Origin of the sequence: Micromonospora sp. NPDC047467, from assembly GCF_040643095.1 — a bacterium.
In the GTDB taxonomy this organism is placed as follows: domain Bacteria; phylum Actinomycetota; class Actinomycetes; order Mycobacteriales; family Micromonosporaceae; genus Micromonospora.
Genome location: NZ_JBEYTO010000005.1, coordinates 218,345 through 231,304, shown reverse-complemented (window position 1 = coordinate 231,304; position 12,960 = coordinate 218,345). Strand labels below are relative to the sequence as shown.

At 71.5% G+C, this 12,960-nt stretch carries 13 protein-coding genes; 6 read left to right on the top strand and 7 right to left on the bottom strand.

All coding sequences use genetic code 11. From position 1 onward, the window contains the following. Positions 1–48 precede the first annotated feature (48 nt). From ABZ780_RS16530 to ABZ780_RS16520, 3 genes are all read right to left on the bottom strand, one after another. Positions 49–498: a helix-turn-helix transcriptional regulator gene (locus ABZ780_RS16530; protein WP_357486543.1), complete on the bottom strand. Its 450-nt coding sequence runs from the start codon at positions 496–498 to the stop codon at positions 49–51. A gap of 243 nt (positions 499–741) precedes the next feature. Continuing rightward, positions 742–1,701: an ATP-dependent DNA ligase gene (locus ABZ780_RS16525; protein ID WP_357486541.1), complete on the bottom strand. Its 960-nt coding sequence runs from the start codon at positions 1,699–1,701 to the stop codon at positions 742–744. After that, on the bottom strand, positions 1,698–3,170 hold the full coding sequence (locus tag ABZ780_RS16520) for an MFS transporter (RefSeq protein ID WP_357486539.1): 1,473 nt from the start codon (positions 3,168–3,170) through the stop codon (positions 1,698–1,700). The genes ABZ780_RS16525 and ABZ780_RS16520 overlap by 4 nt, the downstream gene beginning before the upstream one ends. A 74-nt stretch (positions 3,171–3,244) precedes the next feature. Between ABZ780_RS16520 and ABZ780_RS16515 the strand changes: the two genes are divergently transcribed. From ABZ780_RS16515 to ABZ780_RS16505, 3 genes are all read left to right on the top strand, one after another. Further along, positions 3,245–3,679, top strand: a complete 435-nt coding sequence (locus ABZ780_RS16515; protein ID WP_357007659.1) for a helix-turn-helix domain-containing protein — start codon at positions 3,245–3,247, stop codon at positions 3,677–3,679. 99 nt (positions 3,680–3,778) lie between these two features. After that, positions 3,779–4,366 (top strand): helix-turn-helix domain-containing protein, encoded by a 588-nt coding sequence (locus tag ABZ780_RS16510; RefSeq protein WP_357007656.1) that lies wholly within the window; start codon positions 3,779–3,781, stop codon positions 4,364–4,366. After that, positions 4,366–6,579 carry an MMPL family transporter gene (locus tag ABZ780_RS16505; RefSeq protein WP_357486537.1) on the top strand — a complete coding sequence of 738 codons (2,214 nt, stop codon included), beginning with the start codon at positions 4,366–4,368 and terminating at the stop codon, positions 6,577–6,579. The genes ABZ780_RS16510 and ABZ780_RS16505 overlap by 1 nt, the downstream gene beginning before the upstream one ends. 96 nt (positions 6,580–6,675) lie before the next feature. On the opposite strand, the gene ABZ780_RS16500 is transcribed toward ABZ780_RS16505, so the two are convergent. Then, positions 6,676–7,929 carry an erythromycin esterase family protein gene (locus ABZ780_RS16500; protein ID WP_357486535.1) on the bottom strand — a complete coding sequence of 418 codons (1,254 nt, stop codon included), beginning with the start codon at positions 7,927–7,929 and terminating at the stop codon, positions 6,676–6,678. 229 nt (positions 7,930–8,158) lie between these two features. Between ABZ780_RS16500 and ABZ780_RS16495 the strand changes: the two genes are divergently transcribed. Further along, positions 8,159–8,350, top strand: coding sequence for a DUF2795 domain-containing protein (locus tag ABZ780_RS16495; protein ID WP_357007648.1), 192 nt, complete (start codon positions 8,159–8,161; stop codon positions 8,348–8,350). A 130-nt stretch (positions 8,351–8,480) separates the two neighbouring features. Here the strand turns inward: ABZ780_RS16495 and ABZ780_RS16490 are convergent, their stop codons facing one another. Further along, positions 8,481–9,380 (bottom strand): Gfo/Idh/MocA family oxidoreductase, encoded by a 900-nt coding sequence (locus ABZ780_RS16490; protein ID WP_357008218.1) that lies wholly within the window; start codon positions 9,378–9,380, stop codon positions 8,481–8,483. Positions 9,381–9,621: 241 nt separating this feature from the next. Between ABZ780_RS16490 and ABZ780_RS16485 the strand changes: the two genes are divergently transcribed. After that, on the top strand, positions 9,622–10,017 hold the full coding sequence (locus tag ABZ780_RS16485; RefSeq protein WP_357007645.1) for a hypothetical protein: 396 nt from the start codon (positions 9,622–9,624) through the stop codon (positions 10,015–10,017). Next, complete coding sequence (locus ABZ780_RS16480; protein WP_357007642.1) at positions 10,010–10,426, top strand: hypothetical protein; 417 nt, start codon at positions 10,010–10,012, stop codon at positions 10,424–10,426. Before ABZ780_RS16485 ends, ABZ780_RS16480 begins: the two co-directional genes overlap by 8 nt. Before the next feature lie 54 nt (positions 10,427–10,480). On the opposite strand, the gene fabG is transcribed toward ABZ780_RS16480, so the two are convergent. Then, positions 10,481–11,239 (bottom strand): 3-oxoacyl-ACP reductase FabG, encoded by a 759-nt coding sequence (gene fabG / locus ABZ780_RS16475; RefSeq protein ID WP_357486534.1) that lies wholly within the window; start codon positions 11,237–11,239, stop codon positions 10,481–10,483. A 42-nt stretch (positions 11,240–11,281) separates the two neighbouring features. After that, positions 11,282–12,934 carry an alpha-amylase family protein gene (locus ABZ780_RS16470; protein ID WP_357486532.1) on the bottom strand — a complete coding sequence of 551 codons (1,653 nt, stop codon included), beginning with the start codon at positions 12,932–12,934 and terminating at the stop codon, positions 11,282–11,284. Positions 12,935–12,960: the final 26 nt, after the last annotated feature.

The window sequence follows — 12,960 nt, the reverse complement described above, 5'->3', positions numbered from 1 at the left end:
GTCGGGTCGCGCTCGACGGGTCACCCACGCCGCGTCGACCCGTGACGGTCACGTTAGGCGCGGTTGCGTGACCTGCGCTTCTCGATTTCTGATCGGTCTGGTCACCTGTTTGGCCGTGCAGGATGGCATGCCGTCGGTCGCGTCCGCCGCTTCCCGGCGGTAGGTGCTGGGCGGCACGCCGACGAGCTCGGTGAAGCGGGTGCTGAAGGTGCCGAGCGACGAGCAGCCGACCGCGAAACAGACATCGGTGACGCTGAGGTCACCCCGGCGCAGCAGGGCCATCGCGCGTTCGATGCGGCGGGTCATGAGATAGCTGTACGGAGATTCGCCGTAGGCGAGCCGGAACTCCCTGCTGAGATGCCCAGCTGACATGTGGACACCCCGGGCGAGCGCCTCGACGTCCAGCGGCTGCGCGTATTCCCGGTCGATCCGGTCGCGGACACGGCGCAGCCGCGCGAGATCGCTCAGGCGCTGGGCTGCGGCGGGTCTGCTGCTCACCCGGAAAATCGTGCCACATGGCACCGACAAACCTGGATCGCCGACCCGCCCGGCACCGCGGATCGCGGCAACGCCCCAGCGGGCAGGCGGGCCGAGCCGAGCGGGTACGGGCAGAGCCGAGCGGGTACGGGCAGAGCCGAGCGGGTACGGGCAGAGCCGAGCGGGTACGGGCAGAGCCGGGCGGGTACGGGCAGAGCCGAGCAGGCCGCGCCGCGCTGGGCAGCGCCCCGTCGAGGCGTACCGTCAGGCGGTTTCGCGGCGGGCGCGGGCCCGGCGCTTGCCCTCGTGCATGGCCTGCACGCGGGCCACCGGGATGGTGCGCCCCTCGGCCACCAGGTCGGCGGGCAGCGCCTGCGGCGCCGGCATCAGCGCGGCCCACGGGTCGGCGGCGGCGACCAGCGGCGGCACGGTCCGGATGGTGAAGTCGGCCGGGGCCACCTCGGTCAGGTCGGCCCAGTCGACCGGGAAGGAGACCGGCATCCCCGGACGCAGCCGAGGGCTGTACGCGGCCACGACCGTCGCCCCGCCGGCCCGGGTGGCGTCCACGAAGACCTTGCCGCCCCGGTCCTCCTTGATGTACGCCGTGGTGGCGAGCGCCGGGTCCAGCCGTTCGGCACGGGCGGCGAGCGCGCGGGTGGCGGCGGCCAACTCCTCCGCCGTGGGCTCGTCGGCCACCGGGACGAAGACGTGCACGCCCTTGGCGCCGCTGGTCTTGACCGCCCCGGCCAGACCGGCGTCGGCGAGCGCCTGGCGGACCAGCAGGGCCGCGCCGACCGCCGCGCGGAACCCGTCGCCCTCGGGTGGGTCCAGGTCCAGCACCAGGTGGGTCGGGCGGCCCAGGTCGGTCGCGGTGGCAAGCGTCGGGTGGTACTCGACCGCCCGCTGGTTGGCGAACCAGAGCAGGGTCCGTCGGTCGTCGCAGAGGGCGTACGAGATCTCCCGCTGCGACGCCTCGGCCCAGACCGGCACCCGGTGGACCCAGTCCGGGGTGTACTTCGGCAGGTTCTTCTGCATGAACGGCGGCTGCCCCGGGCGGACCCGGATCACCGACAGAGGCCGGTCGCGCAGTTGCTTCAGGATCGGCTCCCGGACCGCGTCGAGGTAGTCGACCAGGTCCCGCTTGGTCGCGTCGGCGCGGTCGGACAGCGGCTGGTCCAGGTTGGTCAGGGCCACGCCGTCCCGGGTCTCGTCAGCCTCGGTCACCCGATCACCCTCCCGGCCGGGGAGCTGTCGGTCAACCGGACGCGGCGCTTCGGCGCGGGTCGGTTCCGGCGATCCGCGCGGGGCAGGGTGGCAAGCGCGACCAGCAGCGCGGTGACCACCAGGGCGGCGGCCACCGCGAACGCGGTCCGGTAGCCGCCGGCCAGCGCGGCCACCTCGTCCCAGCCGGCGGTCCGCAGGCCGTCGGCGCGTGCGGCGGCCAGGGTGCTCAGCGCGGCCAGGCCGACCGCGCCGCCGATCTGCTGGGTGGTGTTGGCCAGCCCGGACGCGAGCCCGGCGTCCGTGTCGGTCGCGCCGGCCATGGCCAGGGTGGTGACCGCCGGCAGGGTCAGGCCGCCGGCCACCCCGAAGACCACCATCGCGGGGAGTACGTCGGTGAGGTAGCCGCCGTCGGCGGGCAGCCGGGCGAGCAGCAGGAAGCCGACGGTCGCCAGGCCGAGCCCGACCAGCAGCACGGTCCGGGCACCCCAGCGGGCGATCAGCCGACCGGCCAGGCCGAGCGAGATCACGGCGATCACCACCGGGGTGGGCAGGAAGGCCCAGCCCGTGGCTGCCGCGTCCAGCCCGAGGACCAGTTGCAGCTCCACGGCGAGCAGGAACTGGAAACCGAAGTACGCGGCGACCATGAGGAACTGCACGGTGTTCGCCGCGACCAGGCCCGGTATGCGCAGCACCCGGCCCGGCAGCAGCGGGGTCGCCGTCGTGCGCTGGCGGACGGCGAACCCGCCGAGCAGCAGTGCCGCGAGCGCCGCCGCGCCGAGGGTCCGAGGGCTGGTCCAGCCGTGCTCACCGGTGCCCACGATGCCCAGCACAGCGGCCATCAGTCCGGAGGTGGCGAGCAGGGTACCGGGTACGTCGAGGCCCGCCCGCAGGCCGATCCCCCGTTCGGCGGCAAGGGTGCGGACGGTGGCGACCAGGATGAGCACGCCGATCGGAAGGTTGACCAGGAAGATCGACCGCCAGCCGGCCAGTTCGGTGAGCAAACCGCCAGCCACCGTCCCGATCGAGGCGCCGGCCGCGCCAGTGAAGCTGAAGACCGCGATGGCGCGAGCCCGCTCGGCTGGCCCGGGATAGAGCCGGACGATCATGCCGAGGCTGACCGCCATGGCGAGCGCGCCGCCGACGCCCTGACCGAACCGCGCGGCGACGAGCAGGGCTGGTCCGGTCGCCACGGCACAGCCCAGCGAGGCCAGGGTGAACAGCGTGACGCCGGCCAGGAAGACGCGCCGCCGGCCGAGCAGGTCGCCGAGTCGGCCGGCGAGCAGCAGCAGCCCGCCGAACGCGACCAGGTAGGCGTTGACCACCCAGGCCAGGCCGGGGGCGGTGAAGCCCAGGTCGCGCTGGACGGCGGGCAGCGCGACCGCCACCACACTGCCATCCAAGATGATCATCAGGCTGCCGGCGCAGAGCACGAGCAGCGCCGGCCAGCGGGACGGGACGACCCGGTCCATGGAACCCTCCTAGGTGCACGCTTTGTTACCGACGCCATCGTCTGTGACCATGAGTCGGAGCGGAAGGAGGCACTGTGATGTCCCAGAGGAACAGCGATGTGTCCGCGCTGGTCGAGGCGGAGCTGACCTGCGCCGCCGGCGACGTGCCGTTCACCCCGGGGCAGGCCCGGGCGTGCACCGTCCGCGAGGTGCTCGACCGGGTCGGCGGCAAGTGGAGCATCAGCATCCTGGTGGCCGCCTCCAACGGACCGGTGCGCTTCACCGAGTTGGAGCGGCACATCGAGGGGATCAGCCGCCGGATGCTCACGCTGACGCTGCGCAACCTGGAACGCGACGGTCTGCTGCACCGCCGGGTCTATCCGACCGTGCCGCCCAAGGTCGAGTACACGGCGACCCCGATGGCGATGGAGCTGTACGAGTCGCTCGTCGCCCTGACCAACTGGGCCGAGCGGCACCGCCGGGCCATCGCCGAGGCGCGGACCAGGTACGACCGGGAGCACGCCGGGTAAACCCGGTCCGGGTGTGGGGAACGCCACCACAGATCTCTGACCGATCGGTCAGGTCTGACCGATCGGTCAGGCATGCTGGTCTGCGGAGGTGGATCAGTGATGGCGAGAGCAGTGTCCGAGACGCACGGCGAGATCCTCGCCGCGGCGGCGCGACAGTTCGCGGTGACCGGCTACCGGGGCACCTCCCTGCAGGACATCGCCCGCGAGGTCGGCTGCTCCAAGGCCACCGTGCTCTACCACTTCGCCAACAAGGAAGCCCTGCTCGCCGAGCTGATGGCACCGGCCATCTCGGTGCTGCGGGACCTCGACGAGCAGCTCGCCGGCCACACCGGCGCCGACGGCCAGGCAGCCGCGGCAGCCGGCTTCGTCGACCTCGCCGTCCGGTTCCGGCGGGAGATCGCGCTCCTGCGCGGCGAATTCGCGGAGCTGCTCTGCCAACCGGCCTTCGCCCACATCCAGCAGATCTCCGAACGCCTGCGAGACGCCCTGGCCGGGCACTCCGATCTGCCAGCCGCCCGCATCACCGCGTTCGTGCTGCTGGCCGGCATCCCCGAGGCGTGTGCCGAGTTCGTCGACGTACCCGACGACGAACTGCGCGTCGCCCTGCTCACCCTCGTCCGACGCGGAATCACGCCCGTCGATGCAACTCTGCCCCAACCATCCACGACCGAGGACAAGGACTCCTGATGGCCACCCTGCTCTACCGGCTCGGCCGGGGCGCGCTGCGCCGGCGACGGCTCGTCGTCGCGCTCTGGCTCGTCGTACTCGTCGCCGCCGGTCTGGCCGCGGCGACCCTGCGCGGCCCGACGGCGAGCAACTTCACCATGCCCAGCACCGAGAGCCAGCGCGCCCTCGACCTGCTCGCCGAACAGTTCCCGGTAGCCAGCGGCACCACCGGCACCATCGCCGTCAAGGCACCGGCGGACGGCCAACTGGCCGGCGCCGAGGGCCAGACCGTGCTGCGGGAGCTGGTCCGGGAGGCCTCCGCGCTGCCCGGCGTGGTCGGCGCGGTCGACCCGCTCCAGGTCGGCGCGGTCTCGCCCGACGGCCGGTACGCGCTGGTCCAGGTCCAGTTCGCGAACGGCTTCGACGGGGTGACCGACGAGCAGCGCACCGCGTACGAGGAGGTCGGTGCCGCCGCCGAGGCGCAGGGTTGGCAGGTCGCACCGGGCGGCGAGGTGCTGGGTGGTGAGCCGGAAGTCGGCTCCACCGAGGCGCTCGGCGTACTGGTGGCCGCGATCGTTCTGGTCATCACGTTCGGCTCGCTCGTCGCCGCCGGGATGACCCTGCTCAACGCCCTGATCGGCGTGGGCGTCGGCATGGCCGGTCTGTTCGCGCTGAGCGGTGTCATCGAGCTGACCAGCACCGCGCCGATCCTGGCGCTGATGCTCGGTCTCGCGGTCGGCATCGACTACTCGCTGTTCATCACCTCCCGGCACCGGCAGAACCTGATCGACGGCCTCTCCCCGGAGGAGGCGGTCGGCCGGGCCGTGGGCACCGCCGGCTCCGCCGTGGTCTTCGCGGGCGCCACAGTGGTCATCGCCCTGGCCGGGCTGGCCGTGGTGAACATCCCGTTCCTCACCGTGATGGGTCTCGCCGCAGCCGGCACCGTCACCGTCGCGGTGCTCGTCGCGATCACCCTCCAGCCCGCGCTGCTCGGCTTCGCCGGCCGCCGGGTGCTCCCCCGCCGGCTGCGCTCGGCTACCGCTGCCGCGCCCGGCCCGGACCTCGACGACCACCAGCCCGCGGCCGCGACCGCGCCGACCGAGGACCGGTCCGCCTTCGGCTTCCGCTGGGCACGCCTGGTGACCCGGTTCCGGGTACCGGTCATCCTGCTCAGCCTGCTCGGCCTGGGGCTGCTCGCGCTGCCCACGCCGGACATGCGGCTGGCCCTGCCGGACCCGTCGACGGCGGCCGTCGGTTCGCCCGAACGGGTGTCCAGCGACCTGACCACCGAGGGCTTCGGGCCGGGCTTCACCGGCCGGCTCGCGGTGGTGGTCGCCGGTGACACGCCGCAGGCCACCTCTGCCGCCGTGCCGCAGGTCACCGCCCTCATCCAGGGCACCGAGAACGTCCTCGCGGTGGCGCCGCCGCAGGTCAGCCCGGACGGCCGGACCGCGCTGCTCGGGGTGGTGCCCAAGACCGGCCCGACCGACGAGGCCACCGAAACCGTGGTGAACGACATCCGCGACGCGGTGCGCGGGATCCCCGACGCCGAGGTGCTGCTCACCGGCGTCACCGCCGTCGGCATCGACGTCTCCGAGAAGCTCTCCGACGCGCTGCCGGTCTACCTGCTGCTGGTGGTCGGGCTCTCGATCCTGCTGCTGATGCTGGTGTTCCGCTCGCTGCTGGTGCCGATCAAGGCCGCGCTGGGCTTCCTGCTCACCGTCGCCGCCACGTTCGGCATCACGGTGGCGGTCTTCCAGCAGGGGCACCTCGCCAGCCTGGTCGGCCTGGACAGTCCCGCCCCGCTGATCAGCTTCCTGCCGATCCTGCTCATCGGCATCCTGTTCGGCCTCGCCATGGACTACGAGGTCTTCCTGGTGTCCCGCATGCGGGAGGACTACGTGCACGGCGAGACCGCCGGGCAGGCCACGATCAGCGGCATGGGGCACGGTGCCCGGGTGGTCACCGCCGCCGCCCTGATCATGATCTCCGTGTTCGGTGGCTTCGTCTTCCTCGAGGACCCGGTGATCAAGTCGATGGGCTTCGCGCTCGCCATCGGTGTGGCCATCGACGCCTTCGTGGTCCGCATGACCATCGTCCCCGCGGTGATGTCGCTGCTCGGCGACCGGGCGTGGTGGCTGCCGCGCTGGCTGAACCGCGCCCTGCCCAACGTCGACATCGAGGGCGAAGGCCTGCGCACCGAACTGCCAGACCACGTCCCAACCCGGGTCTAACCCCACCCCTGTCGATCATGGAGTTGTGGTGCCTGTTGTGCCCCGATCCGGGCCCTTCGTCCCGCACCACAACTCCATGATCGACACCAGCCTTGATCACACCCCGGCTGGGTAGGTTTCCATCTCTCCTGGGACGGCGGGAACAGCCAGCGGGTGCAGGGCGGTGGTCTCGTCGCACCAGATGAAGGCGTCGTAGCGTTCACCGAGCCGCGTCGGCACGTAGTTGCCCCAGGACTCGAAGGACGGGTCGTAGACCACCCCGATCGCCCGGTGGTCCGCGGTGTCGGTGACCCAGCCCGGCTGGTCACCGCCGAAGACAAGCACCGCCCGCTCCGGCATCAGCTCGTGCAACCGCCGCTCGACCGAGCCCTCCCGCGCCGGCGGCACCACCATCGCCTCCGGCGGCGAGCCCCACCGGGGAGCGGCGATCACCGTGCCCCGGTAGCTGCCGAACCCGATCAACGTCACCGCGTCGTCGCCGTACCGTTCCCGGGCCAACTGACCAATGTTGACCATCCCGTCCGCGGCCATGTCGGTGGCCCGCGCGTCACCGACATGTGTGTTGTGCGCCCAGACGATCCCGCGGGCCTCCGGGCCGTACCGTTGCAGCAGCCGGTCCAGGGTGTCCTGCATGTGGGTGTCGCGGATGTTCCAGGAATCCGGGCCACCGCCCACCATCGCCCGGTAGTAGCGTTCCGCGCCGGCCACCACCTCGGCGTTCTGCCAGGCCGAGAAGCGGCCCGGGCCGTCGGAGAGCGCATGCTCCCGGGTCCGCGCCAGCAGCCGGATCACCTCCTCCTCACACCGGGCGGAGACGAACCGGCTCGCCGCGCCGTAATCCTCGACCCGCTTGCCGTACGGCTCGAAGCACCGGTACGCGTCCTGCGCCGCCTCCAGCGAGGTCGGATCCTCCTCCCCCAGGTAGTCGAAGATCGCCTGCATCGACTCCCAGAGGCTGTACACGTCGAGCCCGTGGAAGCCGGCCCGCTGCTGCTCCGGCCGCTCCAGGTTCCACGCCCGCAACCAACTGCAGAAGCGCGCCACCTCGGCGTTCGCCCACATCCAGGTCGGCCACCGCTCGAACCGTTCCAACGCGTTCTGTGGATCCAGCGCCCCGCCCGGCGCGGCGGTGACCGAGCGGTGCACCCGGTCGCAGTCCGGCCAGTCGCCCTCCACGGCCACGAAGGAGAAGCCACACTCCGCGATCAGCCGGCGGGTGAGCTGCTCGCGCAGCCGGTAGTAGTCGTAACTGCCGTGGGTGGACTCACCGATCATCACCACCCGGGCGTCCCGGACGCGCTCCAGCAACGGGTCGAAGTCGCTCGGCGCGCCGAGCCGCTGAACCAGCATGGCAGCGGCTACCCGGCGACCGCTTCGACAAACCGTCGGCGCGCCGCCCACCGACACGCCGTCCACCCGGTCGCGCAGACCGGGCCGCCGGTCGCGCCACCCTTCGGCCGCGCGGTCTGTGGGCCGCGTGGGCCGGGCCGCCGGTCGCGCCGTCCGTGGGCCGCCGCCGGGTGGACGACACCGCCGACCGTCCCGGTGTACGCCCGGAGCGAGCGGGTAGCCGGCCGGCATGACCGTCACCGGGGTGCAGTTGCAGGAGTACCTGGCCGGGCTCGACTACCCGGTCTCCCGCGAGGACCTGGTCCGCTGGGGGCAGGAGAACGGGGCCAGCACCGCCCTGTTGCAGATGTTGCAGGCGTTGCCCGTGGAGCAGTTCGAGTCCCCAGACGAACTGGCCGCCGCGCTGACGACCCTGTCCTAAACCCCCACCGCCCCGCCCTCTGGGCCGCCCACCCCGACCACTCCCGTTGATCATGAAGTTAGTGTCCCGACACGCCGTGCCGGGCGTCGCTAACTTCATGATCAACGGGGTGGGGGTGGGGGTGGGGGCGTTAGGGGAGGGAGATTGTGCGGGAGGTGGTTCGGGCGGCTTCGGCGGCGGAGATGATGTTGACTACCTCGCGGCCGAAGCGGACGTCGCAGCGGTGGTCGCGGGTGCCGGCCTGCACCTGCTCGATGAGCTGGTCGATGGCCACACCGAACGCCGTGGCGGCGTCGTACTCGCCGAGCGGAACGGTCTCGATGCCGTTCTCGCCGTAGAACACGAACTCCCGGGCCATCGCCTCGGTCGGGGCGTCCAGGGAGAGCGAGGCGCTGCTGGTGGCGCCGCCCTCGTGGGTGAGCAACAGGTGCACCATCCCGCTCGGCCCGTCCATGGCGGCGACCTGGGTCACCCGGCCGAGCACCGGCAGGAGGATCGAGAGCGCGTGCGGGGCGATGTCCCAGAGCGCGCCGTGCTCCCGACGCCACAGCGACCCGCCGTACGGGCTGCCCTCCTGAAAGATCGACGCGAACGCGGTGGTCCGACCGTGCTGCCAGCCACCGGCGGCGGCGGTCGCGGCGAGGAACGCGGTGACGTTCGGCTGGAACCGCTGGGTGAAGAAGACGACCGAGGCGACCCCGGACGCGTCGGCGGCGGCGACCACCCGGTCGGCGTCGGCGTCGGTGAGCGCCAGCGGCTTGTCCAGCAGGAGGTGGCGGCCGGCCGTGGCCGCCCGGACCGCGATGTCGGCCTGGATGTCCGGCGGCAGCGCGACGGCGACCGCCTCACACTGCTCGATGAGGGCGTCGATGTCGTTGAACGTCGGCACCCCGTACATCTCGCCCAGGGAGGCGGCCCGCTCCGGGTTACGCCCCCACACCCCGACGAGTTCCGCGTCCGGGTGTGCGTGCAACGCCTTCCCGTGCGTCTCGATCGCCCAGTGACCGGTGCCGAACAAGCCGAACCGCAGCACGTGTACCTCCGCCGTCTTCCCGCGCCGCGGCGACGCCACGGGCGTGATCCACGCTAGTCGCCCCACCAGGCACGGCGGCGGCGGGTTGACCAACCGGAGTGTTCACGATGGCGGTGCCGGGCAGGCGGAGCCGACGCCGGCCGGGCCGCCCCGGCAGACGACAGCGAGGCAGCATCGAGGGGTACTACGACAGTTAGTAGGCTGTGCCGGTGACCGAGGCAACGACCAGGTGGGGCCGATGACCAGCGCTGCGGCGGCCAACTCGCCGGTGGACGGGCTCCTCGCGACGGTATCTATCGTGCTGTCGCTGCTCGTCGCGGTGTGGGCGCTGGTCATGGCGGTACGTCACCGGCCACCGGACCGGGTGCAGTTCGCCGGCCTGGCTCTCCTGGAACTGGCGCTGCTCGCGTTGGGCGTGCTCGCGCTGGTCGCGATCGGTGGCGGCGACCGCCCCGGTGAGCCGGGCGCGTTCTTCGGCTACCTGGTCACGCTGGTCTGCCTGCCGCCGCTGGCCTGGGTGCTGGCCCGGATGGAGCCGACCCGGTGGGGTTCCGGGATCGTCTGCGCGGTCTGCCTGGTGACCCCGGTCGTGGTGGTCCGGTTGCAGCAGACCTGGGAGGTGCTTGGTGGTTGAGACACAACCGGCGCGTCGTACCACGAACAGCGGGCCGGGTCGCCTGCTGATCGCCGTCTACCTGATCTTCGCTATCGCGGCGACCAGCCGGGCCGGCCTGCAGATCGCCACCAAGTTCGACGAGGCGCCGGTGGCGTACCTGCTCTCCGCGGTGGCCGCGCTCATCTACATCGTGGCCGCGGTGGGGCTGGCCCGCGCCGGGCACGCCGGTCGGCGGGTGGCACTGGCCTGCTGCACGGTGGAGCTGGTCGGGGTCGTCGTGGTCGGCGTCCTGAGCCTGGTCGACAAGGAGCTCTTCCCCGACGAGACGGTGTGGTCGCAGTTCGGCAGCGGGTACGGCTACATCCCGCTGGTGTTGCCGGTGCTCGGCCTGTTCTGGCTCTGGCGGACCCGCCGCGACCCGGCCTGACCAGGCGACGAGGACGCTCCCTGGTGGATGGAGCGCCCCCGTCGGGAGTACGGGTCAGGCCCGGGGGCCACCGGCGACGTAGATGACCTGGCCGGAGACGAACCCCGCGCCCTCGCTGGTCAGGAACGAGATGGTGTGCGCGACGTCCTCCGGGCGACCCGGACGGCGCACCGGAATCTCGGCGGCGGCGTGCTTCTGGAGATCCTCGAAGTCGACCTTCATCCGGGCGGCGGTGGCGGCGGTCATGTCGGTGACGATGAAGCCGGGGGCGACCGCGTTGACGGTCACCCCGAACGGCCCCAGCTCGATGGCGAGCGTCTTGGTGAAGCCCTGCAGGCCGGCCTTGGCGGCGGCGTAGTTGGCCTGGCCCCGGTTGCCCAGCGCGGAGGTGCTGGAGAGGTTGACGATCCGGCCCCACTTCGCCTCGACCATGTGCTTCTGAGCGGCCTGGCTGAACAGGAACGCGCCGCGCAGGTGCACCCCCATGACCGTGTCCCAGTCGGCGTTGGTCATCTTGAACAGCAGGTTGTCGCGGAGTACGCCGGCGTTGTTGACCAGCACGGTGGGCGCGCCCAACTCGGCGGCGATCCGCTCGACGGCCGCTTCGACCTGCGCACGGTCGGACACGTCGGCACCCACGCCGCAGGCGCGGCCGCCCGCGCCTGCGATGGCGTCCACCGTCTCCTTGGTGGCCGCCTCGTCGATGTCGACGACGGCGACGACCATCCCGTCGGCGGCCAGCCGCCGGGCGGTGGCCGCACCGATACCGCGTGCGGCTCCGGTGACGATGGCGACGCGGGGCTCCTCCGACATGACTACCTCCGGGTAACTTGGGGTGATCGGAGGAGCTTAGCGTCAGAACCCCCGACCCCGGCATAGGCGAATCCACCGGTATCCGTGCCCGGCGACCTTCACCGCGCCGAGCTTGCCCAACTCGCCGTAGCCACGGTCGGAGAGCACGTCGATCGGCATGTCGGCTTCCGGTTCGAGGCTGCTCAGGTCCACCTCGACGTCATCCGTACCGAGGTTGTGGACGAACACCATGGTCCCGGTCGGCCCGTCCGCCCGGTGGGCCAGCACTCCGGCCGGCATCGCGACATCGATGTGGGTGGTCGAGCCGGAGCCGATCTCCGGCGCCTCGCGCAGCGTCCGGATCATGCGTTCGAACCAGGCGAACAACGACTTCGAGTCGCTGCACTGGGCCGTGACATTGACCTTCTGATAGCCGAACTCACCCTTGTCGATGACCGGGCGGACCAGCTTCTCCGGGTCCGCCGTGGAGAAGCCGGCGTTCGCCGCGTACGACCACTGCATCGGCGTACGGATCGCCTCCCGGCCGGGCAACGACAGGTCCTCGCCCATCCCGATCTCCTCGCCGTAGCGCAGCACCGGCGTGCCGCGCATCGAGAACTGCAGGGCGTACGCCAGCTCGATGTGCCGCCGATCGTTGTTCAGCATCGGGGCGAGCCGGCGACGGATCCCCCGGTCGTAGATACGCATGTTCTCGTCCGGGCCGAACTGCGCGTACACCTGGTTGCGTTGTTCGGTTGTCAGCCGGGACAGGTCGATCTCGTCGTGGTTGCGCAGGAAGGTGGCCCACTGCCCGCCGACCGGCAGCTTCGGGGTGTCGTGCAACGCGTCGATCAGCGGCTCCGGGTCCTGCCGGGCCAGGGCGAGCACGAGTCGACCGTTCAGCATGAAGTCGAAGAGCATGTGGATCCGGTTGCCGGAGCCGCCGCCGTCGCCGAAGAACGTCGCCAGTTCGTCGGGTTCGACGTTCGCCTCGGCCAGCAGGACGGCGTCGCCGCGTCGCCACTGCACGTGCTGGCGTAGCTCGCTGAGGAACTCGAAGTCCTTTGGCGAGTTCGGGTTGCCCGGCTCGGTCAGCTCGATGATGAACGGCACCGCGTCCATCCGGAAGCCGGCGACACCGAGCTGGAGCCAGAACGACATGATCTTTTTAATTTCCGCGCGGACCTGCGGATTGGCGAGGTTGAGGTCCGGCTGGAACTTGTAGAACCGGTGGTAGAACCACGCCTTGGCGGTCCGGTCGTAACTCCAGGTCTCCTTCTGCTCGCCGGGGAAGACCATGCCCTGGTGTCGGTCACTCGGCTCGGTGTCGGACCAGACGAACCAGTCACGGTACGGCGAGTCCGGCGAGGAGCGGGCGGACTGGAACCACGGGTGCTCGTCGGAGGTGTGGTTGACCACCAGGTCGATGATCACGCGGATGCCCCGGTTCTGCGCCTGGTGCAGCAGCTCCGCGAAGTCGCCGAGGGTCCCGAAGCGCGGGTCCACGTTGTAGAAGTCGGTGACGTCGTACCCGTCGTCGCGGTTGGGTGACGGGTGGATCGGGTGCAGCCACAGGCAGGTCACGCCCAGCCGGGCCAGATAGTCCAGCCGGCCGATCAGGCCGCGGATGTCTCCGACCCCGTCGCCGTCGGAGTCGGCGTACGTGTCGATGTCGAGGCAGTAAACGACGGCTTCGGAATACCAACGGTCACCCATGCCGTCCAAACATCTCCGGTTGATCA